The sequence below is a fragment of the Streptomyces sp. NPDC005195 genome (assembly GCF_040608315.1).
GTDB classification, from domain to species: domain Bacteria; phylum Actinomycetota; class Actinomycetes; order Streptomycetales; family Streptomycetaceae; genus Streptomyces; species Streptomyces kaempferi.
Window position 1 is genome coordinate 1 of sequence record NZ_JBEXHZ010000027.1, and the last position, 21417, is coordinate 21417.

Annotated in this window: 21 protein-coding genes; 8 read left to right on the top strand and 13 right to left on the bottom strand. The window is 67.8% G+C overall.

Going from position 1 to position 21417, the window contains the following annotated elements; translation table 11 throughout:
• Nucleotides 1–194: 194 nt before the first annotated feature.
• The 4 genes from ABZV34_RS24610 to ABZV34_RS24625 form a co-directional block, all read right to left on the bottom strand.
• Nucleotides 195–1469: an IS701 family transposase gene (locus ABZV34_RS24610; protein ID WP_356280503.1), complete on the bottom strand. Its 1275-nt coding sequence runs from the start codon at nt 1467–1469 to the stop codon at nt 195–197.
• A 242-nt stretch (nt 1470–1711) separates the two neighbouring features.
• Nucleotides 1712–2866, bottom strand: coding sequence for a PP2C family protein-serine/threonine phosphatase (locus tag ABZV34_RS24615; protein WP_356280506.1), 1155 nt, complete (start codon nt 2864–2866; stop codon nt 1712–1714).
• A 157-nt stretch (nt 2867–3023) separates the two neighbouring features.
• A complete protein-coding gene (locus tag ABZV34_RS24620; RefSeq protein ID WP_356280509.1) occupies nt 3024–5516 on the bottom strand; it encodes a SpoIIE family protein phosphatase in 2493 nt (830 codons plus the stop codon).
• A gap of 890 nt (nt 5517–6406) precedes the next feature.
• On the bottom strand, nt 6407–6733 hold the full coding sequence (locus ABZV34_RS24625) for a DUF6417 family protein (RefSeq protein ID WP_356280511.1): 327 nt from the start codon (nt 6731–6733) through the stop codon (nt 6407–6409).
• Nucleotides 6734–7157: 424 nt separating this feature from the next.
• On the opposite strand from ABZV34_RS24625, the gene ABZV34_RS24630 reads away from it, so the two are divergent.
• Nucleotides 7158–7415, top strand: coding sequence for a hypothetical protein (locus tag ABZV34_RS24630; protein WP_356280514.1), 258 nt, complete (start codon nt 7158–7160; stop codon nt 7413–7415).
• A gap of 32 nt (nt 7416–7447) precedes the next feature.
• On the opposite strand, the gene ABZV34_RS24635 is transcribed toward ABZV34_RS24630, so the two are convergent.
• Entirely contained in the window at nt 7448–8020 is a 573-nt protein-coding gene (locus tag ABZV34_RS24635; protein WP_356280517.1) for a hypothetical protein, read from the bottom strand.
• A 241-nt stretch (nt 8021–8261) separates the two neighbouring features.
• Between ABZV34_RS24635 and ABZV34_RS24640 the strand changes: the two genes are divergently transcribed.
• From ABZV34_RS24640 to ABZV34_RS24650, 3 genes are all read left to right on the top strand, one after another.
• Entirely contained in the window at nt 8262–8552 is a 291-nt protein-coding gene (locus ABZV34_RS24640) for a transposase (protein WP_356280520.1), read from the top strand.
• 566 nt (nt 8553–9118) lie between these two features.
• Complete coding sequence (ltrA, locus tag ABZV34_RS24645) at nt 9119–10366, top strand: group II intron reverse transcriptase/maturase (protein ID WP_356280523.1); 1248 nt, start codon at nt 9119–9121, stop codon at nt 10364–10366.
• A 69-nt stretch (nt 10367–10435) separates the two neighbouring features.
• Nucleotides 10436–11404: an IS3 family transposase gene (locus tag ABZV34_RS24650; protein ID WP_356280729.1), complete on the top strand. Its 969-nt coding sequence runs from the start codon at nt 10436–10438 to the stop codon at nt 11402–11404.
• A gap of 68 nt (nt 11405–11472) precedes the next feature.
• On the opposite strand, the gene ABZV34_RS24655 is transcribed toward ABZV34_RS24650, so the two are convergent.
• Nucleotides 11473–12692 (bottom strand): IS3 family transposase gene (locus tag ABZV34_RS24655; RefSeq protein WP_356280732.1). Its coding sequence is split into 2 segments (ribosomal slippage): nt 11473–12437 and nt 12437–12692, totalling 1221 coding nucleotides; the frame shifts between segments, so codons are not numbered across the junction.
• A gap of 40 nt (nt 12693–12732) precedes the next feature.
• On the opposite strand from ABZV34_RS24655, the gene ABZV34_RS24660 reads away from it, so the two are divergent.
• The gene (locus tag ABZV34_RS24660; RefSeq protein WP_356280526.1) at nt 12733–13281 is read left to right on the top strand and encodes an IS5 family transposase; all 549 of its coding nucleotides are present in this window, start codon (nt 12733–12735) and stop codon (nt 13279–13281) included.
• Here the strand turns inward: ABZV34_RS24660 and ABZV34_RS24665 are convergent.
• The 5 genes from ABZV34_RS24665 to ABZV34_RS24685 all read right to left on the bottom strand — a co-directional run bounded on the left by ABZV34_RS24665 (nt 13211) and on the right by ABZV34_RS24685 (nt 18479).
• Nucleotides 13211–13705 carry a DUF2750 domain-containing protein gene (locus tag ABZV34_RS24665; RefSeq protein ID WP_356280529.1) on the bottom strand — a complete coding sequence of 165 codons (495 nt, stop codon included), beginning with the start codon at nt 13703–13705 and terminating at the stop codon, nt 13211–13213. The two genes, ABZV34_RS24660 and ABZV34_RS24665, sit on opposite strands and share 71 nt — an antisense overlap.
• 340 nt (nt 13706–14045) lie before the next feature.
• Nucleotides 14046–14618, bottom strand: coding sequence for a hypothetical protein (locus ABZV34_RS24670; protein ID WP_356280532.1), 573 nt, complete (start codon nt 14616–14618; stop codon nt 14046–14048).
• The gene (locus ABZV34_RS24675) at nt 14618–17149 is read right to left on the bottom strand and encodes a DnaB-like helicase C-terminal domain-containing protein (protein WP_356280535.1); all 2532 of its coding nucleotides are present in this window, start codon (nt 17147–17149) and stop codon (nt 14618–14620) included. The genes ABZV34_RS24670 and ABZV34_RS24675 overlap by 1 nt, the downstream gene beginning before the upstream one ends.
• A gap of 275 nt (nt 17150–17424) precedes the next feature.
• Complete coding sequence (locus ABZV34_RS24680) at nt 17425–17643, bottom strand: hypothetical protein (RefSeq protein ID WP_356280538.1); 219 nt, start codon at nt 17641–17643, stop codon at nt 17425–17427.
• Between the two features lie 554 nt (nt 17644–18197).
• Nucleotides 18198–18479 (bottom strand): HU family DNA-binding protein, encoded by a 282-nt coding sequence (locus ABZV34_RS24685; RefSeq protein ID WP_356280541.1) that lies wholly within the window; start codon nt 18477–18479, stop codon nt 18198–18200.
• 338 nt (nt 18480–18817) lie between these two features.
• On the opposite strand from ABZV34_RS24685, the gene ABZV34_RS24690 reads away from it, so the two are divergent.
• Entirely contained in the window at nt 18818–18967 is a 150-nt protein-coding gene (locus ABZV34_RS24690; RefSeq protein WP_356280544.1) for a hypothetical protein, read from the top strand.
• A 186-nt stretch (nt 18968–19153) separates the two neighbouring features.
• Here the strand turns inward: ABZV34_RS24690 and ABZV34_RS24695 are convergent, their stop codons facing one another.
• Together ABZV34_RS24695 and lexA are read right to left on the bottom strand one after the other, a co-directional pair.
• Nucleotides 19154–19516: a hypothetical protein gene (locus tag ABZV34_RS24695; protein WP_356280547.1), complete on the bottom strand. Its 363-nt coding sequence runs from the start codon at nt 19514–19516 to the stop codon at nt 19154–19156.
• A gap of 302 nt (nt 19517–19818) precedes the next feature.
• Nucleotides 19819–20520: a transcriptional repressor LexA gene (gene lexA / locus ABZV34_RS24700; protein ID WP_356280735.1), complete on the bottom strand. Its 702-nt coding sequence runs from the start codon at nt 20518–20520 to the stop codon at nt 19819–19821.
• Nucleotides 20521–20529: 9 nt separating this feature from the next.
• Between lexA and ABZV34_RS24705 the strand changes: the two genes are divergently transcribed.
• A complete protein-coding gene (locus tag ABZV34_RS24705; RefSeq protein ID WP_356280752.1) occupies nt 20530–20805 on the top strand; it encodes a hypothetical protein in 276 nt (91 codons plus the stop codon).
• 32 nt (nt 20806–20837) lie between these two features.
• Entirely contained in the window at nt 20838–21410 is a 573-nt protein-coding gene (locus ABZV34_RS24710) for an ATP-grasp domain-containing protein (RefSeq protein ID WP_356280550.1), read from the top strand.
• Nucleotides 21411–21417 lie beyond the last annotated feature (7 nt).

The following is a 21417-nucleotide window of genomic DNA, read 5'->3' on the forward strand; positions in this document are numbered from 1 at the left end:
GCCAAGGTCCGCAGCGAACGCCAGCAACGCTGGGGACGGCCACGGCCTCAAGCCGCCTAAACAACCCCGGCAAACGTTCGTGGACAACGCACTAGTAGGACTCCGTTAGGTTGCTCTGGCTCTGAGGTTTTGGCTGGTGGTGGATGTTGTGGGCAGGGGGCGGTGGCAGGTGGTGCAGGTGCCGGTCCAGCAGTTCAGCAGGTCTTGGAGGGCGTCGAGGGTCTGGTAGAGGGTGAGTCCGCTGTATCGGCTTTTGGGGCCAGGCGCTGTTCGGTGAGGAACGCGTGGGCGGCGGTGACCAGGGTGACGTGGTGGTGCCAGCCGGTCCAGGAACGTCCCTCGAAGTGGTCCAGGCCGAGGCCGTGTTTGAGTTCGCGGTAGTCGTGCTCGATGCGCCAGCGGATCTTCGCCAGGCGGACCAGCTCGGCGACCGGGGTGTCGGCGGCCAGGTTGGACAGCCAGTAGTCGGTGGGTTCCTCGGCCCCGGCGGGCCATTCGATCAGCAGCGTGACCTCGGGCAGGACACCGTCCCAGCTGCCTGGGTCGGTGGCGGCGGCCTGGGCCAGGCGGCGGGATTTGATACCGGCCGGCCGCACCCGCAGTGCCAGGAAGTGCGAGCGCATCGGTCCGCGGGAGCCTTCCCGCCAGGTCACCTCGTTGAACGCCTGCCGCCCGTGGCCGGCCGCGAGTGCGGCCACCGGGGTCGGCCTGTCGCGGTAGCGGGGCTGGGGTTTGCGGCCGTTGCCGGACCAGGCAGGGGCCGTGGGCAGCGCATCATGCGGGTGGACGGTCACATCCGAGCGGATCGCCACCACGTAGTCGATGCCGCGACGTTCCAGTCCGTCGCGGAAGTCGGCGTTCTGTCCGTAGCCGGCGTCGGCCACCAGCACCGGCGGCACCAGACCCCATCCGGCCAGCTCGTCGAGGGTGTCCAGGGCCAGGCGCCACTTCTCCCGGTGCCCGATCTCGTCGGGGATCTGGGTCTTGCGCCGACGAACCGGATCGTCCGCCCACTCCTGGGGCACGAACAGCCGCCACTGCAGGGGACAGGACGCGGTGTCGGAGACCGCGTGCACGCTCACCGCGACCTGGCAGTTGGCCTGCTTACCCAAGGCTCCGCAGTACTGGTGGGCGACCGCCACCGACATCCGGCCGTCCTTGGGAAACGACACATCGTCCACCGCCCAGGCATCCGGGCCGACCTGGGGCACCATCCGCTGCGCGAGCCGCCGTCTCACCGGCACCGGATCCCAGGTCGACTGGTTCACGAACTGCTGCAGGTTCTGCTCGTTGCCGTCCGGCAGCCGCTCCGCCATCGGCTGGATCGACTTGCGCCGCCCGTCCAGCATCAGCCCCCGCAGATAGCAGTCGCCCTTGGCCCGCTGATCCTTGCGCGGCACCGAGGCGAACACATCAGCGACGAACAGCGCTAACTTCGCCCGAGCACGGTTCACTTCATGTGCATCCACACCTTCCGCGTTCCCTCAGACAGGACCGACAGGCAGACGTAACGGAGTCCTACTAGCTGCGCGTTGCCATCGAGCTTGCTTTCATCTCCACTCGACGCGTCCATCCGACGTGATCGTGACCGAGGCGCGCACCCCGCGTCCGTGCGCCTCGCTCGACCGGCAGGCACCAGCAGGCGTGGGCGCTGAGCGTGCGCCCAGCGCCAGCGCCCACGCCTGCCTCTCCTCGATCAATCGCGCCTTCGTCATGCGTCCCAGCGGTCTTCGGAGATGCGGGCCCGGGCGTGCTCGCCCTCGTGCTGGAGCACGATCAGGGCCATGTCGTCGGCCAGTGACCCGCCCGTGTACGCGCTGAGGTCGGCGCCGATCCTGCGCACGAGGGCATCGGGTCGCTGATCGGCCCAAGTCGTCACCCGCTCCGTGAGGGGGTAGAAGCTGCCCGTTCGGTCGCGGGCCTCGGTGACACCGTCCGTGTACAGCACCAGTCGGTCGCCCTGGGCGAAACGGAAGGTCAATGGGGCGTACTCGCTCTCCGCCAGTGCGCCCAGACCCAGCGGGGGCGCGGGGACGCTGACTTCCAGCGGTGTGACGTGCCTGCCGTGCAGGAGGAGCGGCGGCAGGTGGCCGAAGCTGATCAGGCGGGCGCAGGACTGGTCGTCCGGGATCTCGAGCACGGCCGCCGTGACGAAGCGTTCACCGGGCCAGTCGTCTGGATCCCCGCGGTGAGACTGGCGCAGGTCCCAGCACACGTCGGACTCCAGGGCGGAAGCGAGCCCGGACAGTGTGGAGTGACGGTAGGCGTTGAAGCGGAAGGCGCCGAGGACGGTGTCGATGTCGCTGATGGCTCCGAGCCCCTTGCCGCGCGCGTCCCCGATGATCAGCCGGGTGGCGCCAGGCGCGCGGACCAGTGCGTAGAGGTCTCCGCCAATACGGGCTCCGGTCCCCACGGCCACGTACGTCGATGCCAGGGACACAGCTCCTGCGCGTCGTGGCAGTGGCCGCAGGAGCACGGATTGTGTGGCTTCCGAGACCTGGCTCACGATGGCCAGCTGGCGCTGGTGGCGTTCGCGCAGGCGGGTGGCGATCAGGAGCAGTGTCGAGAGCAGCACCAGGGCCAGCATCTGCACGAGTACGTTCTCGGTCGTCAGCGTGCGTCTCTCGGCTCCCGCGGCGATCAGTGCGGCCAGGGCCAGCAGAGCGGTGACGGCAGTTCGGCGGGTGTCGGCCAGGGCGGCGGCGAGTGCGAGCGGGAGGACCAGCAACTGGGCGAGGTGGATGTTTGGCGGGAGGAACCAGTCGGCTACCGGAACCGCCGCGATTGTCGCGGCCCACAGGGTCACCCATCGGTAGCCCCGTTCTCCCCTCGGTGCCTTGGGCGCCGGCGAAGGCGGTCTGCTCATCAGTGTTCTCCCAGGTTCGGGGCGCGCGTTGATGAAGGGGCGCCGCTGGTACGCACTCCGGCTGCGTCAGGGCACAGGGCGCCGGGGTGACTGCTGCATGCGTCTGGCCGCGGCGGCCGTTCTTGCTGTTCCGGCCTTGTTGAGCGGGCACGTGGTTTCACGCAGCGGCCGGCAGTTGCTGATCAGCCCAGATGATTTTGCCGTCCGGGATGTGGCGGGTTCCCCATCGGCGGGATAGCTGAGCGACGAGGAAGAGGCCGCGACCGTGTTCATCGGTGGACCGGGCGTGCCGTACCAGCGGGTGGCTGTGGCTGGCGTCGGAGACTTCGAGTGTCAGCATCTCGTGGCGGATGAGCCGGAGGCCGATCGTGCGGTCGCTCCTGCACTCGCTGCTGCAGTCGCCGTTGCCGTGGATGAGGGCGTTGGTGAACAGTTCACTGATGATCAGCTCTGTGGACTCGGCCAGGTGTTCCAGTCCCCACTGGGTCAGCTGTCGGGCGGCGAGCATGCGGGCGCGGCTCGCGACCGCGGGGGCGCTGGGGAACTGCCAGGAGGCAACCTTGTCGGTGCTCGGCGAGCACGTCCGTGCCAGGAGCAGAGTGACGTCGTCGCCCGGCGGCTTGACCCGCAGTGTGTCCACGGTCGAGGAGCACAGATCGTCCAGGGTGAGGCCGGGCCGTGAGAGGGCCGCGCGCAGACGGTTCATGCCATCGGTGATGTCCTGGTGGCGGGCCTCGATGAGACCGTCGGTGTAGAGGGCGAGCACGCTGCCTTCGGCGAGTTCCACGGTCGTGGACTCGAAGGGAACCAGCCCGAGGCCCAGCGGCGCTCCGGCGGGGAGGTCGGGGAAGGTGACCTGGCCGCAGGGGGCGATGACCGCGGGCGGGGGATGGCCGGCCCGCGCCATGGTGCAGGTGCGGGTGACCGGGTCGTAGACGGCATACAGGCACGTGGCGGCCATCATCGTGGTGTCCGGGTGACAGGGATCTTCCGCTTCCGCGAAGCGGATGACCTGCTCGTCGAGCCGGGACAGTACTTCGTCGGGAGGCATGTCCGTGTCCGCGAGGGTGTGCAGGGCCGTGCGGAGCTGGCCCATCTTCGCCGCCGCGTTGATGCCGTGTCCGACCACGTCGCCGACGACCAGGGCGACGCGAGCGCCGGACAGCGGGATCACATCGAACCAGTCGCCCCCGATGCCGTGGTGGCTGTCAGCTGGCAGGTAGCGCCAGGCCACATCAGCGGCGGAGCCGCCCGTGGGCCGATGGGGGTGCAGCAGGCGCTGCAGGGCGAGTGCCGCGGAGCGTTCGCGGGCGTACTGGCGGGCGTTGTCCAGGGCGAGCGCTGCCCAGTTGACGAGTTCCTCGGCCAGGAGCAGGTCGTCCTCCTCGAAGGGTCTGGGGTCTTCTGTCCGTGCGAAGACCTCGACGCCGAGCACTACGCCGCGGGCTTGGATCGGGACGACCATCAGCGAGTGCATGGCGTTCTCGCGGATCTTCTTCGCCCGCGCGGGGTCGTGGTGGTCGAGCCACGTGTCGGGGGATGCGTCGAGCACCGGCTCGAAGTGGGATCTCCCGGAGTGCAGGACCCCGGTGAACGGCGAGGTGGGCGGGACGAAGACGGGCTCTCCGCGAGCGAACAGGGACTCCGGTGTTCCCGGGTGGATCGAGGCCAGGCCCGCGCGGCGGAAGACGGGGATGCGCCCGTCCTGCGGGCCGAGATGGGCCAGCGGTTCCTCGCCGAGGGGGACGGACTCCGCGAGGTCGACGGTGACGTAGTCCGCGAGGAGCGGCACGGCCAGGTCGGCCAGTTCCTGCGCGGTCTGCATGACGTCCAGGGTGGTGCCGATGCGCCTGCTGACCGTGCCGAGGATGGTCAGGCGCTCTCGTGCCCGTCGGCTGTCGGAGGCGTCCACGCTCACCACGCACACGCCCAGGGCGCACCCCCGCGCGTCGTCGAGGCGGAAGAAGGACGCCGTCAACGTGCGGCAGTGCCGTTCGTTCGCTGGCAGGAAGGCGCGGTAGTCCACGTTGATCGCCGGGTCGCCGCTCACCAGTACCTGGTGCATCACCGCTTCCAGCGTTTCGGCCTCCCTCCCGGGCGTTGCCTCCGTCAGCGTGCGGCCCAGCCGCTTGCGGATAGGGATGCCGTCCTTGGAGCCCTGGGTGTCGTTGACCTGGATGCAGCGCAGGTGCGTGTCCCGTACGACGACACCGATCGGCGGACAGTTCGGCAGCCTGGCGAGGAGCGGCTCAGCTTCTGTGGCCTTGGCCGGCCACGTGGGAACCAGCGCCTTGTCGGTCGCGCAGACCACCCACCAGCCCCGGCCGTCCTGGCCGGACAGCGATGACACGCACAGGCGCACCTCGATGCTGTGGCCGTTACGGTGGCGCACCTGCACCAGGTTGGACCAGCCTCCCCGAAGGACGCTCTCCTGTGCGACCTGGGAAGCCTTTGCCCGGTCGTCTACAGCGACGAACAGGACATCGGCCGAGCGCCCCACCACCTCCGCGGCCGAGTAGCCGACAAGCCGCTGAGCGGTTTGCGACCACCCGACCACGGTCCCTCGCGCGTCGAGGAGAGCTACCGCTGGGAAGACTGCCTCGGTGGCCGACGACACCTCGGCGGCTGCTGTCTTCGCGGGACTGTCCATGGCTCTTCCCTTCTATCTCCCCCCTCGGCGATGCGGTCCCCCCACTGCTCGGTTGTTCGATGGATGGACGGGTTCAGTGCAGGAGCGATCGAGCTACCGGGCGCGTCATGCCCCTGCCACCAGCGGGAGTCTCGGCCCGTCACGCGTGCTCCGCCGGGGCCCCTGCCGGGCCTGGTCGAAGCCGATGGCCATCGGCTGACACCGACAGCAACAGGACGGCGCACGGTGGATTTCCTGCTCTCCCTCGTACCTCACGCGCCGGTCGGCGACTGCCGAGAAGGCGGTGCGGCCAGGCCCCGGAATCCCAGAACCAAAGGCGCCGGACCGATCCGCAGACCGGCGGTCTGCCCGGCGAATGCGGCGCGACCGAAGTGCGCGATCAAGCCCTACTGCGTCACCAGCGTCGTAACGGACAGTGCCACAGCAGGACCAATCACGGTGTCGGGTCCGGGTGATCACGGCCCGAGGCCAGTCCGGGCGGTGCGTGTGCTCGAAGAGCGCCACACGATTTCACGTGCTTCGTTCCTACTCATGCGGCCAACGGTATGCACACAGTGGTGCCGACTAGTGGTCCATTTCTAGGACAAATATCCATACCAATTCCTGCACACAAGCAAGATCACGATCTATGCAGACAGGACGCTCCCCCTGCTTGTGACCATGTCACTCCGGACACGCGACGGGCCCCGTCATCGCCTACAGCATGAAGCGGTCCTGGCCGTCGAGCGCCGCGATGTATACGGACTGACGGACGCCGGCTGACGGTACAGGCCATCCCCTGGGAAAGAGACCCGTGTGCAGTCGGATAAGTGGTGCACGCCAGCTTCCGTACCAGCATGGCGACGTCGTGGTCGGGCAGGTGCCAGACGGCCTGAAGGGCGGCGAGCCCGCTAGGTTCCCCCGGGCCGGGGCAGGGCAGCCGACCCGAGTGCCGCCATCGTGGCGCCGGCGCGCGATGGCGGGGCGCCCTCGGCCGGAGACGGAGTGTAGGCGGCGCCGTACTCACGGAAGAAGCGGTTGGCCTCCGCGGCGGAACCGGTCATCCGGTGCAGCCAGAACCCGTAGGCCACCGAAGCGATCTGTTCCTCGGTCAGATGCAGCTGCCACCGTTTGATCCCGTGATCGCACGACGCCGTACGGACCTGCTCGGCAAGCCCTTCGGCGGGCGAGATCCGGAGCCGGTCGGCGAGGTGGGTGAACGCGCGCAGGGCTGCCATTTGCGACGGGATGAGTTCCACCGGCCGTCGCGCAGTGGGCTCGGCGGGGGCCGGTTCGGCGCGGGAGCGGAGTCGTCCGTAGGTGAGGGGGTCGTACCCGTGCGGGGTCAGGCAGGCCGCCCACCGTACGGCCCGCCCTCCAACACGGACAGTTCCGCCCGATCCTCCCGCCCGGCCAGCTCCATCAGACCGTGTCCCGCCAGGGCGCCGGCCTGCTGCTGATGGGGCAGGAGGAACTCCGTGTCGAGGGTCCAGCCGTGCCCTATAGCCTGCCCCGCTCAGACAGCGCCTCCAACACCGGCCTCGGGACTGGTAGGCCCGCATGTTGAGGTGTCGCGTATTCCACTTCGGACAACCCTCGTGGTCACTTTGGGTGGCGAGGCCAGTGTTCGTGGTCCGTCCTCGGGCGGATAGGTTCACCGTGGTGTTCGAGCCACTTCTGGAGGGGGCATCGGTGGACATTGTCGCGATCATGGAGGCGCTGGCCGAACAGGGCATAACTGTGCTGTTCAAGGCTGATGCTGAGCGGATGGCAGAGAGGCGGAAGCCCTGGACGTTCGTGGCCAGTGGCGCCCCGTTGCGTGACGACATCCTCGTGCGTACCGATGCTGCGTCGGTGGAGCAGTGCCTCGAATCCTGCCTGCCCCGCTTGCGCGAACTGGGCTTCACTTTTCCCGAGTGACGAGGCATGCCAGCTGGCGTGGAGCGACAGACTCACCGTGTGTGGTCACCGGGGGCGTATCGGCTCCAGGTTCCGCCAGCTTCGGTGACCAGGCGGGTGGCGGTCTTGTCGTGGTAGCCCAGTGCTTTCGCGATGACGGGGGCCGGGGCTTGGAGGACGAGCTGACGGATCGCGGAGGTCCTGCCGCGCTGTGGAGGGACGCCGATCTCGCGCAGGTGGACTTGGAGGCTGACCGGGTTCATCGGTTGTCCGGGCTGGCGGCCGGGGAAGAGCCATTGTGAGCTCCGGCTGCTGGCGTAGGGCAGGTGCTGGCGGGACTGCATGTAGGCCCGTATCAAGTTGCCGACGGGCTCCGGCAGCGGTGACGGCGGGTCTCCAAGCCGGACGGTGACGACAGTCTCGTCGTCGATGACGTCGTCGACGGTGAGGCGGACGATACGACTGACTGGTTGCGCGTAGAGGAGAACGAGCGCGGCGGCAACCCGGGCCCGCAGGGGCAGGGAGTCGTCGTTGAGGACACGCCGGATAATCGCGAGCCGGCGGTGCTGGTGCAGCGGTTCCGAATCCTGCGTGATGACCGCCGTCGGCAGCGTTAGGCGGGGCATCCGGCTGCTCTTCATGCACCACCGCAGGAATGACTGGGACGGACGGCGGGTTGCCAGGCTCTCGGTGTGCCAGGCGTCGATGTCGGCCTGCTGGCAGTGCCCGATTGCGCGTCCTCGGCTGGCGAGCCATGTGAGGAAGGCGCCGGCCTGGGTGAGGTTCCCCCTGCCGGCCGGACAGCTTGATACTGGGATGGATGGTCCCGGAGGAAGCAGTTCACAGGTAGTGAGTAGCAAGAGCAACATGAGCAAGCGGTACACGGCCGAGTTCAAGCGGGACGCGGTCGCCTTGGCGTTGTCCTCGGAGAAGACGGTCACCGAGGTCGCGAGGGATCTGGGCGTGAGTCCGGAAGGGCTGCGCGGGTGGGTGAAGCAGGCGAAGGTCGACCGCGGCGAGGGGCCCGCCGGGGCTTTGACCACTGCGGAGCGTGAGGAGTTGGTCCGGCTGCGGCGGAAGGTTCGCGAGCAGGAGGCCACGATCGAGGTTCTGGGAAAAGGTGTGCCACGAACACGGGAGTTCGCTATGGGTAGTTGAGCGAAAGAACGTGGTGCTGTACGAGTGATGAAGGTAGGCCCTTCGGAGCCGCCCTGCGGGGGGAGGCTTCAAACCGCCACATGCTGCGGAAGTGGTGACGCGACCGTGGTGAGCGATGTGGAAAAGGCGCCCAAGAGGCGTCAGGTGGGGATCAGGAAGACGGAGCGCGAATCCCGTTCACGGGGACGCTGTTGACGCGTCGTTAAGGATTAAGCGGCATCAAAACCGGGGGTTACTTTTTGCCCCGGGATGAGCCTGGCGGATACCCGATCTACTGGCCAGGTGGTGCCCGGCGTAGAGGCGACGTGATCCTGGTCTGCGGCGCTCGTGCGGAACGTGGGAAGGCACGGTTTGATGCTGCGGTAGCCCGATTTGGATGACGCCGCGCAAGGGAGAACCTCAAGCGGAGAACCCGCGAGAGGCTGAGTACCGATGCAAGCTGTGTTGGCGGACCGGTTCGTAGTAGTGATGAAGCTCTTGCTCGGCGCGGTGAGGGTGGAGCGAAGGGGCCGGATTGTCCGTGGTTCGTTTGTCTGGTCAACCGGGTTCTGCTCGGGAGGAGCTGCGTGAGCGAGCTGAAGTCGACAGGGAAGCCGTTTGATATCTCGAAAGGAGAGGTCTGGGAGGCGTATCTGAAGGTGAAGGAGAATCAGGGCGCTGCGGGGGTGGATGGCTGCACGATCGAGGAATTCGAGAAGGATCTGAAGGGTAACCTCTACAAGATCTGGAACCGAATGTCCTCGGGAAGTTACTTTCCGCTCCCGGTGAAAGGCGTGGGAATTCCCAAGTCGCATGGCGACGGGGTCCGTTTGCTCGGCGTTCCGACAGTTTCGGACAGGATCGCCCAGACAGTGGTGGCCAAGCATCTGGAGAAACGGGTGGAGCCATTGTTCCATGCGGACTCCTACGGCTACCGTCCCGGACGGTCGGCACTGGACGCGGTGTCGGCGTGTCGGCAAAGGTGCTGGAAGAAGAAGTGGGCGATTGACCTTGATATCGCCAAGTTCTTCGACAGTGTTCGCTGGGATCTGGTCATAAAGACGGTGGAATCCCATACTGACGCCGCGTGGGTAATTCTGTACGTGAAGCGGTGGCTTGCCGCTCCCGTGCTGATGCCCAACGGCACCTTGCAGCAGAGAGACCGCGGAACCCCGCAAGGATCTGCGGTATCCCCGATCCTGGCGAATCTGTTTCTGCATTACGCATTCGACATGTGGCTCACCCGGACTTTTCCGGGTGTCCAGTTCGAACGCTATGCAGACGATGCAGTGATCCACTGCTCGTCGGAGCGGCAGGTCCGAGAGGTCCTGGCGCAACTTGAGGGCAGAATGGCAGAGGTCGGACTCCAACTGCACCCGGACAAGACGCGGATCGTGTACTGCGGAAGGGAGCGACGCCGTGATGATACGGCCACCTCATTCGCCTTCCTGGGCTTTACATTCCGCAACCGCCCGGCACAGGACCGCCATGGCAAGGTCTTCACGTCCTTCCTCCCGGCGGTCAGCAAGGGTGCCCTGAAGAAGATGAGCGCGGAAGTCCGCTCTTGGCGGATTCACATGCACGTCACCTACTCCTTCGGCGAGTTCGCGAAATGGCTCAACCCGATCATTCGCGGATGGATGCAGTACTACGGGGCCTTTTATCAAACCGAACTGTATCCCCTCCTCCAGCGCATCAACTTCTACCTGCTGCGCTGGGTCCGAAAGAAACACAAGCGGCTGAAGACCTACAAGAAGGCATCGCGGAGATGGGACCAGGTCGTCAAGTCCTACCCGTCATTCTTCGCACACTGGAAATGGGTCAACGTCACCTGAAGACCAGGATGATAAGAGCCCGGTGACGGGAGACTGTCACGCCGGGATCTGTGGGAGCCCGGGGGTGAGATTCCCCCGGGCCACCCGACCGACCGCCTTCTTCGCTCAGGACAAGATGAGGTAGACACCGTGGCACGGTGTCGGTTCATCGATGCGGAGAAGGCATCGGAGGGTAATCCTGCAGGTCACAGCGTTGCGTTTCTGTGCCGTGTGCTGGGAGTGCCCCGTTCCACCTACTACGCGCACAGGGCGTCACGGCCGGCCCGGACGGTGCGGGAGCGGGCCGAGGAGGTGCTGTTGGGCGAGATCCGGGTGCTTCACGCCGGATCTCGCGGCGCCTACGGGGCCCCGCGGATCCACGCCGCCCTGCGGCGGGCCGGGCGGGTGGTGAACTCCAAGAAGATCGAGCGGCTGATGCGCAAGCACCGGATCGTCGGGATCACTCGCCGCCGGCGGAGGGGCCTGACCCGGCAGGCGAAGCGGGCGGTGTTCGCGCTGGACCTGATCGGCCGGGACTTCACCGCGCCCCGGCCCGGGATGCGGCTCGTCGGCGACATGACCGAACTCAACACGCTGGAAGGGAAGTTGTATCTGGCGACCTGTATCGATCTCGCGACGCGGGAGGTGGTCGGCTGGGCGATGGCCGACCACCACCGCGCCGAGCTGCCGGTCGCGGCCTTGCGGATGGCGGCCGGGCGTGGCGGCCTGGAGCAGGATTGCGTCATGCATACGGATCGCGGCAGCGAGTACACGAGTGACGAATTCCGCAGCGAAGTACGCAAGTTGCGCATGAGGCAATCGATGGGGCGCGTCGGCTCTTGTTACGATAACGCCGCCGCGGAAAGCTGGTTCGCCATCCTGAAAGCGGAGATCGGGACGACCATGTGGGAGACCCGCGAGGCCGCCCGGGCCGACGTTTTCCGCTACGTCGAGGTCGAGTACAACCGCAGCCGACTCCGTCGGCACCCCGACTACGGGTACGTCACCCCCCTCGAAACGAGATCCTTGCTCAGGCAGAACCTCGTCCCGGCAGCGTAAACACCCGCTGTCCAGTTCGCGGGGGGAACTTCACCCTGAGGTGACCCCCGGAGTGTGGACACAGGGGTTCATGCCGCGAGTGTGAGTTTACGTTCTGTCTGGTGCTGCTGTTCGAACTCGACGGGTGAGAGGTAGCCGAGCGAGCTGTGGCGCCTTCGCGCGTTGTAGTACGTCAGCCACTGGAAGAGTTCCAGCCTGGCCTGGCTGATCGTCGCGAAGAGCCTCTGGTGCATCGTCTCTCTTTTCAGCCCCTGCCAGAAGCTCTCGGCGAGGGCGTTGTCGTAACTCGACCCGACGCGGCCCATGCTCCTGCGGACCCCGAAACGGTCGCAGACCTGGGCGAACGCGCCCGAGGTGTACTGGGAGCCTCTGTCTGCGTGGAAGATCACCCCGGCCACGCCGCCGCCCCGGGTCGCCACCGCCATCTTCAGTGCGTCGACGACGAGTTCGGTCCGCATGTGGGTGGCCATCGACCAGCCGAGCACCCGGCGTGAACAGATGTCCAGGACACAGGCCAAATACAGCCACGTGCCACCGACCTGCACGTATGTGATGTCGCCGCACCACTTCTCGTCCAGCTGCCCGGCATGGAACACGCGGTTGACCAGGTCCGGGGCCGGCGGCGCGAGCCGGTCGGGGACCGTGGTGCGTTTGCGCCGCCGCAGATGGCGGCCCTCAACCCCGTTGACGCGCATCAGCCGTTCGACGCGCTTGCGGTTGACGGTGCGTCCCAAGCCGCGCAGTTCGGCGTGGATGCGGCGGGCTCCGTACATGCCCTTGTGATCGGCGTGGATCTCGCGGATCTCCTCGACCAGGGCGTCGTCGACTGCCCGGCGGGCCTGTCGGGCCTCCGCGCCGGCAAGCCACCGGTAGTAGCCCGAGCGCGAGACCTCAAGGACCCGGCATATCCGCTGCACGCCGAAGTCGGCGCGGTGGGCGGAGATGAAGTCCCAGCGGCCGGTCATGCCCTCATCTCCTTGGCGAAATACTGGGCCGCCCGGCGCAGGATCTCCCGCTCGAGTTCCCACTCCTTCTCGGCCTTGCGCAACCGGCCGAGTTCGGCCCGGAGCCTCGCCAGTTCCTCGTCCCGATCCTCTGCCGCCTCCTCACCACCAACCTGCCCACGGTCGGCGACCTCGTCGGCCTGCCGGACCCAACTGCGCAGCGTCTCGCCGGTCACCCCGACATCCGCGGCGACCGCGGCATACGTCCGCTTGCCGCCTCCCGCGCGGTACAACGCCACCGCGTCGTTCCTGAACTCCACCGGATATGGAGACTTCCGTCCCACCAGGACACCCTTCCTCGGACCTACAAGATCCATTGTCAGAGTGTCCACACCACGGGAGTCACCTCACCCACGTCCGGGCCCTGAAGGGCGGCCCAAAACCGGACCGAGCCCGGTCGACCGTGCCCGAACAGGCTCCAAGCACCATCTGATCACCGAAGCGCACGGCATCCCGCTGGCAGTGTCACTGACCGGCGGAAACCGCAACGACGTCACCCAACCCATGCCTTTGATCGAGGCCGTCCCACCGGTCCGGGGCCGACGCGGCAGACCACGGCTACGACCGGACACCATCTACGCCGACCGCAGTTACGACCACGACAAGTACCGCAAACAGGTCCGGGCTGTCGGGATCACCCCGGTCATCGCGCGCCGAGGCACCGGACACGGCTCTGGGCTCGGTGTCCACCGGTGGGTGGTCGAGCAGAGCTTCGCCCTGCTGCACTGGTTCCGCCGGTTACGCATCCGCTGGGAGATCCGCGACGACATCCACGAGGCTTTCCTCAGCCTGGCCTGCGGCATCATCTGCTGGAGGCGACTGCGCGCTCTGCCGAGCGACCCCGCGACTGGTCAGCCGCCGCCAGTCGGTTGAGAACTTCCGTCGGGGTGAAGCTCCAGCCGACGAGGCGCGGCCCGCTCCAGTTGATGCCGACCATGAGTCCCTCCCGAGCAACGTCGGGAAGTTCACGGGCGCGCCAGTCCTCCAAGGACACGGATTCGACCCGCAGATCATGCCCCCAGATCTTCGCCGCCCTCTGGGCACGGGCCGAGGTCGACCAGAAGGGAAGACTCCGTGTGCCATCCGAGGAGAGTGACGTTGGACTTCCATCGTCATCCCGGACAAGCCAGACCACTCCGCTCTGACGGACGTCCCGGAAGAATGCTGCCGCTTGCGAACCACTCTGACTCATGGCCACCGAGCCTAACCCTCCCCACCACCCATTTCGTTGGGAGTTCTTTATAGGAGACCTGCATCGGCTCCAGAGCGGGTTGACGTTCCCTGCCCTCCCCTTCATCCCTCGGCGCCATAAGAGGCCCCGGCGGCTGGATGCGGGCGCGGGGAGTGCTGCTCTCGACCCGGACCAGGCAATCTGCCGTCGCGGTACCCGCAGCCGCCTGCCGGTGCAGATGCGTATAGGCAGGAAGGAGGGACAGGCCAGCCCGCCGAGTGGCCAGAGAGACTCTCGCGTTGCCCTGCCTCGCGCTGCGCTGCCCGGTGACCGGCTGCAGTGGCCGCGTCACTCTTGCGGAGGGCGGGACTGAAGCTGGACTCGCACAGCTGCATCTCCGCGCAGGTGAGCGGAGCGGCTTCGCTCGGGCTACCACCGCTTGACTCACCGGCAATAGGAATGTCTGTCACCGGAGTTCGACGGCGTAAGCGCTTCCGCTGAATTCCCAGCCGTCGGTGCCTTCGCCGATGTCGGCGACGATGATGTCGTCGATGAAGCGGTCTTCGAAGTCGTCGTCGCGCAGGTCGCCGGCGAGCCAGAGGGCTTCGATGGCACTCCAGTCGCCGCGGCCGGCGTCGATGCGCAGAGGGGCTGCGCGGCGGGTGCCGCGTTCGCGTTCGTCGTTGCCGGTTTTGACGAGGCCGGTGATCTCGAACTGGCCGTCCTTGACGGTGTCGGGGAGGGGGTCGGCGGGGACGATGGCGACGTTCTCGTAGGCGGTGTGGATGAGGTCGCGGTAGCTGCGGCGGACGTTGTACTCGGAGTCCGACAGCCACTTGATCAGTGTGTCGGGCCGGACGTCGAGGCCGGCGGCGTCAAGGGCTTCGTATCCGCGGCGGGTGCCGGTGAGCTGGCTGAGCTGGGCGTGCCAGTGTTTGGCACTGTAGGAGGCGAGGCGGTGGCGAGGGGTGACCTGGGCGCGCAGGAGGTCGCCCAGGGCGGCGCCGAGGGAGTGGCCGTGTCCGGTGGGGCCGGCCATCAGTCGTCACCTTCCGGGATGAACTCGCCGGACTGGATGAACTTGGCTTTGACCTCGCCGAAGCCGGTGCCGATGCGGTAGGTGCTGGGCGGGGTGTCTTTTGGGGTCCAGAAGATGGCGGCGTCGACGTTGCGCAGGGCGATGAGGGTGTGGCCTTCCTGGACGGCTTTGAAGGCGTTGAGCCAGTGGCGGACGGATGCTTCGGCGACCATGCTCATGCGCCAGTCCGGCCGCCAGAACGGCGACCGGGACTCGGGCCGCTTGGGCCACAGCAGACGCAGCGCGATGGACAGGCGGGTCTTGTAGTTCTTGTACGGCTCGCCGCCGGCCTGGATGAGTTCCGTGCGGGCCTCGCGGGCCGCGGTATAGAACGGCTTGAACAGCGACTCGTTGGCCTTCCCCGTCCACGAGTCGTGGATCGTGACTGGCTGGGTGAGGTGGCCGTCGCGGTGGAGGCGCTCCAGCTGCTTGATGTGCGGGGTGGTCACCCATACCCGGCCCTGCTCGTCGGGCCGGTCGGTGAGCCGCCCGAGCGGGTGCGGCATCTCCGGATAGTTCCAGTCCGGGATGTCGATCTCGTAGATGCCGGCCTGACTTCGGTCGAAGGCATCAAGAGCGCCGGTGTGCAGGAGTTTGTTCGGGGCGAGGGGGACGGCCGAACAGGCGGACGGGAAGGAGCCGTTGCGGTCGATCAGACACAGAACCCCGTCGCCGAACGAAGCGGGTACCTCGAGCTGGTCGCGCCGCACCCGCTTGCCGTTGTCCCGGACGTGGGCGACGCGGGTGCTGGTGACCTCGGGGTGCACCCAGCGGGGCTCGCCGTCCATGTCCTCACTGACCAGCGGCCACGGGCCGCCCTCCCGGTCCTCTTTGCGGATCACCGGGACCGGGTGCATCTTCGAACGGGTCACCGAGTCCTTGAGGATCCGCAGCGCCGGGAACACCGCACCCTGCGGCTCGTCCTCCTCGTCCCCGGGGACCAGGCCGTCATCGTCATCCCGCCTGACCTCATCGTCCGCGTCTTCAGCAACACCGCTGCCGGCGGCAGGCCGGGCGGATTCCGGGGCGGCAGGCTGCTCGGCGGCGTCGGGTCCCGTTGCGGGTGTGGGCGCGTTGTAGGCATGCAGGGCCACGGCGAGCCGGCGCCCCTCGGCGGTCTCGGGCAGCCTGAGCCCGGCGGCCAGGGCCTGCAGCGGGGTGCGGAGTTCGTCGAGGTCCTTGATGTTGCCAGCGGCAAGCGCGGTGCGCAGCGCGGCCAGCAGGTGGGTTGCCTCGGCGGGCAGGCCCTGCAGGGCGCCGGAGGTGAAGGGCAGCGCGGCCGCGGCCAGTTCATGGTCGACGCCGGTGCCGATGACGTCTCCGGCCGCCTGGCTGCCAGCCGCCGCGACATCGGCGGCCGCGGGCGCCGCGGTGCTGGTGTCGAGGAAGCGAGCGTGTGCGAGGTCGGGGCGCAAGCGGGCGTGGCCGATGATGCCCAGGTCCCGTTCGGCGACCGTGACGCTGGTTTCACCGGTGTCGGGGTGTGCGGTGAGGGTGAGGACGACGTCGGCGTCCAGCAGGTCGACGATGGCAGGATCATCGGTGTCCAGGACTGCTAGGACCGGCACATTCTGGCTGCTGGCGATTTCCCGCAGGATCTGACTGGCGGCCGGGAGATGGTCGCCGGACAGCGGCAGGCGCGGGTTGCGGGCCCGCTGCAGACGGTCGACGACGACGAGCGCCAGGTCCCCGGCAACGGGGACCGTCTCGGCGATGGCCTCCGCGGTCAGGTCGCTGCCGTCGTCGATGAGCAGCGGCGCGTGCCTCAGCTGTTCGACGACTTCCTGCTCATGCGGGGTGAGAGCGCCGCTCTTGAGGCGGGCGTAGTCGCCGCCGGCCTCCGCGGCAATGATCCTGCGGGTGATGTCCGCACGGTTAGGGCCCGACGCCGCGTACAGGACACGGTGGTTGAGGTCGAACGCGGTGTGACGGGCGGCCGCGAGACCGATCAGACTTCCGCCGACCTGCGGCGGCGCCGCGACCAGAACCAGCCGGCCCGGGTGCAGACCGCCGGTCGCCGTGTCCAGGCCGGCCAGCCCGAAGGACAGGCCGGGGGCCGTACCGGGGGTGATGACGTCGCCGAGGGCGTCGCCGAGCGTGGCGAGCCGGCGCCCGGCATCACGGGTGGGACTGGGCTGGCTGGTCACCGCGCCTCCTGCGGTCGCCGCATGGTTCGCGGCCGGGTCGGTTGGGGTGCTGCTGATCGGGCCGTCGGCAGGGAGCAGGACCGCGACGGGTGTGCTGCTGCGGCGCAGCACCTGGGGCTGGCCGCCAGCTGCCCGGCTGACCAGGACGCCGAACTCCTTCTGCGCCGCGCTCAGTACCCAGGAGGGGAAGGCGCCGGCCCTCCGCGCAGCGGGGAACCGGTCGAGCGGGGCAAGGAGAACACGGACTTCCTGTTTCGAGCCACGGGAGATCAGAGTGGTGACACCCTCATCCTCGACGTGCTTGACCAGCGCGTACAAGTCTCTGCGAGCGTCAGTCGCGTTCATCCCGGACTCAGACTGCGGTGCCTGGCTCACTCACCCTCCCGGTACTCAACTCCCCCACAGAATACCAAATCTCACTCACGTAAATAGCTGAAGTCATGCATTCACTGAGCGCATGTCACTAAATTAGAAACGTCTGTGCAGGTGAGCGGGGATGCGGGGAGTTCATGGACGGCAGCCTCGCACGACGGGTCGGTATGGCAAAGGTCGGGGCCGCGCCTCGGCCCCGACCTCGGTTCACCGCGTCCTCTGACGAACGCAGCCCTGGCGGGGCAGAGTCAGGCCGGTGATGCCGGCTCCTGATCGTCCTGCGCCTCCCTGTAGACGAGGTGCCCGATGGCGGAGAAGGCCTTGTTCAAGGCGAAGGCGAGTTGTCCGGCCGTTGCGGATGTGCCGGCGTACCGCTGTGCTGCAGTGTCGAGTGACTCGCGATCGACCGGTTCCTTGTTCTGACGGCTCTCCGCGGAGGTCTTGAGCAGGTTCAGTGCCGTCGTCATCTCCCCTGCCACGCGGGTGAGGAAGCTGCAGATGCGGTAGGCGTCCAGCGGGTATTCGATTCCCTGGTACTTGAGGTCTGTGGCGAGCTGGGCGAGCGGGTCTCGGCCGCCTGCCTGTGCTTGTCGGACGCCTCGTGGTGGACCGGGTGCTCAATGGCGAGGGAGACCGAGCCCAGCTCGTCTGCAAGGTTCTCCGCCGCGAGGGATGCCTGCGTGTAGCGCCGGAGCACCTCGTCAAGGGGCACCCCGCGGTAGTCGGTCATCAGCCGATCCCGACCCCTGAGATCTTCCACAAAGGTCCTGAGCAAACTGAGGGGTGGCTGTGAATCGGGAGCCTCTCGCACGCGTACTCTGCGCGCTTGCCCTGCGCCCGAGGCCTCCGCCGGGTGCTCGATCGGCCTCCCCCGGTACTGGAGCTCGGTGACGAACTCGGCGAAGGAGCGGGCGAATCCTCGGAACGGATCCGGGTGCCGTCCGCGGCCCGAACGACACCCGGCATCCGTTCTGTCCCGCCCATGACGCCGTACCGGGCGCCAGTACCGAGAAGACAGCGGCTACTTGCCCTTGGCGGCTTCCTTGAGCTTCGAACCGGCGGAGACCTTGACGCTGTATCCGGCCGGGATCTCCAGCGGCTCACCGGTCTGCGGGTTGCGCGCGGTGCGCGCGGCACGGTGCGTTCGCTCAAAGCTGAGGAAGCCCGGGATGCTCACCTTCTCGTCGCCCTTGGCGACGACATCGCCGACGCTCTCGGCGAGGGCGGTCAGCACCGCGTCGGCGTCCTTACGGGTCACCTGCGCGCGCTCCGCCAGCGCAGTCACCAGTTCGCTCCGGTTCATTGCTTGCTCCATATTTCTGAGTAGTCCCGGTCTGCGGTGTGCAGGCGGGCGAACCGACCATGCTGCCATCGGGCACTGACAGCGTGATCAGCCGGGAAAGATCTCGCTCCTTGTTTCGGCGGCACCGGATGAACCAGACCTCGTCCCGGTACCCGCCGAACTGGGTCCCCGCGAGTTCGGCTACGAGCCCCCCGTCGCAAGACTCGAGCCTGCGGCCTTGTGCCATCTCACGGAGGCGCTCGAGGACTGTGCGGCAGTCCGGGATCGCGCGATGGCCTCCGCCGGGCAGGGGCTGCCAGGTGTAGTTGCCCCAGTAGATCGACGTCACCCACCACCTCATGGACCACCACCACCGGCTGCTCAACGAGCTCGGCGCGACCGACGCCGCGCACCTGCGCGCGATGGTCCCCGGGCAGAAGGTGCTTGTCGCCGGTGTCCGGGCTTCCACGCAGACCCCGCCGATCTCGCGCTGCGCGCGGATGCTCTGAGTCCGGCTGAGGGAGCGACCCGGCAACTCACCCTCGCCAGCGGTGACGAGAAACCGCTGTCGATCGAAGCCGTCGCCGACCGGGCCCGCACCCGGTACGGAAGCCCTGTCATCTACCCGGCCGCCCTCGCGACTGGGGTGCAGAGCAAGCGGCCGGCTCAGACACCGGCCGTACGAGGCCAGACGGTCAGGCGAGCGGAAGGTGCCCCAGCGGCCGGCCCTCATCGGCCTCAGCCCGGAGCAGGGCAGCGATCTCGGAGTCGCTGGTGAAGACAGGGCCCCTCCACCACTCCGGCACAGGCACCGGTGCAAGGCGCACCTCTGTTCCGTAGGTGCGGGCCGTATCGAACAAGGTCTGCAGAACGCCGAGTCCGGCCAGGTTGAGCGCGCCTATGTGAGCGGACCACGTCTGTGTCGCCTCGTCGTATCCGGCGATCGGGCGGAGCGCGTCCAACTGCGCGTTCCACTGAGCCTTCGCCGCCTGCGCGGACGTGATCGTGATCTGCAGGATCCAGCTCGCGCCCTCGGGGACGGGCAGGGGTGTGGGCATGCCCAGACAGTAGAGGGCACGACTGACAACGTCCCAGGCTTCTACAGGCCAGCAACGTGGAAGCGGCCACCGCTCGCTCCGCGCTCGTCGACCCGGTCGGGATGCAGACGGTGTGGGCGGTCCCGCGCGGCGTGCGAACGGAGCGCGGGACCGCATGACCGGCCGTCCTGTCATCGAGCCGGGCACATGTGACAATACGGACGCCGGTGGCCGGCGACAGCGCAGCGCGCCGGAACGTGATTGGACGGGACAGGGTCAGGCAGTCGAGCCCACCTGGCCGAGCGCGGGAAACGGCGGTCTTGTCAGAGCAGGCGCAAGACGCCGACGACCTTGCCGAGGATCTGCGCGTCATCGCCAGGAATCGGCTCGTAAGCCGGGTTCCGTGGCACCAGCCACACCCGGCCGTCCTCGCGACGCAGGACCTTGACGGTGGCCTCGTCCTCCAGGAGTGCGGCGACGATGTCCCCGTGGTCGGCGCTGTCCTGGCGGCGGACGGTGACGATGTCGCCGTCGCAGATCGCGGCGTCCATCATCGAGTCACCTGAGACCGTCAGGGCGAACAGGTCACCGTCGCCGACGACCTGGCGGGGCAGGGTGTAGACGTCCTCCACCATCTCCTCGGCGAGCAGGGGCGCTCCGGCCGCGATGCGTCCGACGAGCGGGACGTCGACCGGGTCGGTGCTGCGGTCGCCGAGTTCGGGTGCCCATGACGGGCGTACGCGGTAGGCGCGGGGGCGCCGCGGGTCGCGGTAGAGGACGCCCTTGCGTTCCAGGGCCATCAGCTGGTGGGCGACGGAGGAGGTGCTGGCGAGGTGTACCGCGGCGCCGATCTCCCTCATCGAGGGCGGGTTGCCCTGCCGACGCACTGATTCGGTGATGTATTCGACGGTGTTCGCCTGGCGGCTGGTCAGCTCGCCGCTTCTGTTGTGAGTGCCCGGGGGACGTCCCGGCGTGCGGGCGCGGTGTTCTCCATCCCGGGCACCTCCGTCAGACAAGATCCTTATTGAACGTGGGTGCTGGGCACCGACTCCAACCCGCTGGCGCCCGGCCTGCTCATCCCCGGCATCAGCACCCGCGTCGTCTCCCGCGCCGACTCGGCCGCCTACGAACACGACCTGTGGGCACTTGTCCGCAGCTTCCGCCCCGAGGGCATCATCTCGACCGTCGAGCATGAACTGCCGAAGCTGATCGCACTTCAGGGCGCGCTTGCCGAGGCAGGGGTCCGCACCGGCTGCCGTCCCGCGCGGCCGCAACTGCCTCGATCGACAAGGCCCGCTTCTACGAGATAGCCGCCGCCCACAAGATCCCCATCCCGGACACGGTGCTCCCCGCCGACGTGCACCTACTGCCCGACACCGGTGATTTCGTCGTCAAGCCCCGCCGCGGACAGGGCGCCAAAGACGTCTACTTCTGCCACACCAGGCGGCAGGCGGAAATTCTGTGCGAACTGGTCGCCGATCCGATTGTCCAGGAGCGCGTCCGGGGGCAGGAGTTCAGCGCCGACTGCCTGGTGGACCGTAGCGGGCAGGCCTCCGTCATCCTGCGCAAACGGCTGCTGGTCCACGGCGGCGCGTCATTGGTCGCCGCCACCTTCCACCACCCGCAGGCCGCCGATCTCGTCCGCGCCACGCTCGGCGCCGTCGGCGCCGCCGGACCCTGCGACGTGCAGGGCTGCCTCACCGACGACAGCGATGCCCGCCCGGTGGTGATGACCGAGATCAACTCCCGTCTCGCCGCCGGATACCGACTCAGCCAGATCACCGGCGCCGACCTGGTCGAACAGGCTCTCAACGGACTGTTCGGCGACCCGATCGACCACGACCGCCTGCAGTACCGGCCCGACGTCTACCTCACCAAGTACACCGCCGTGCTGTCGACCCGCACCCGCCCCTGACCGACCT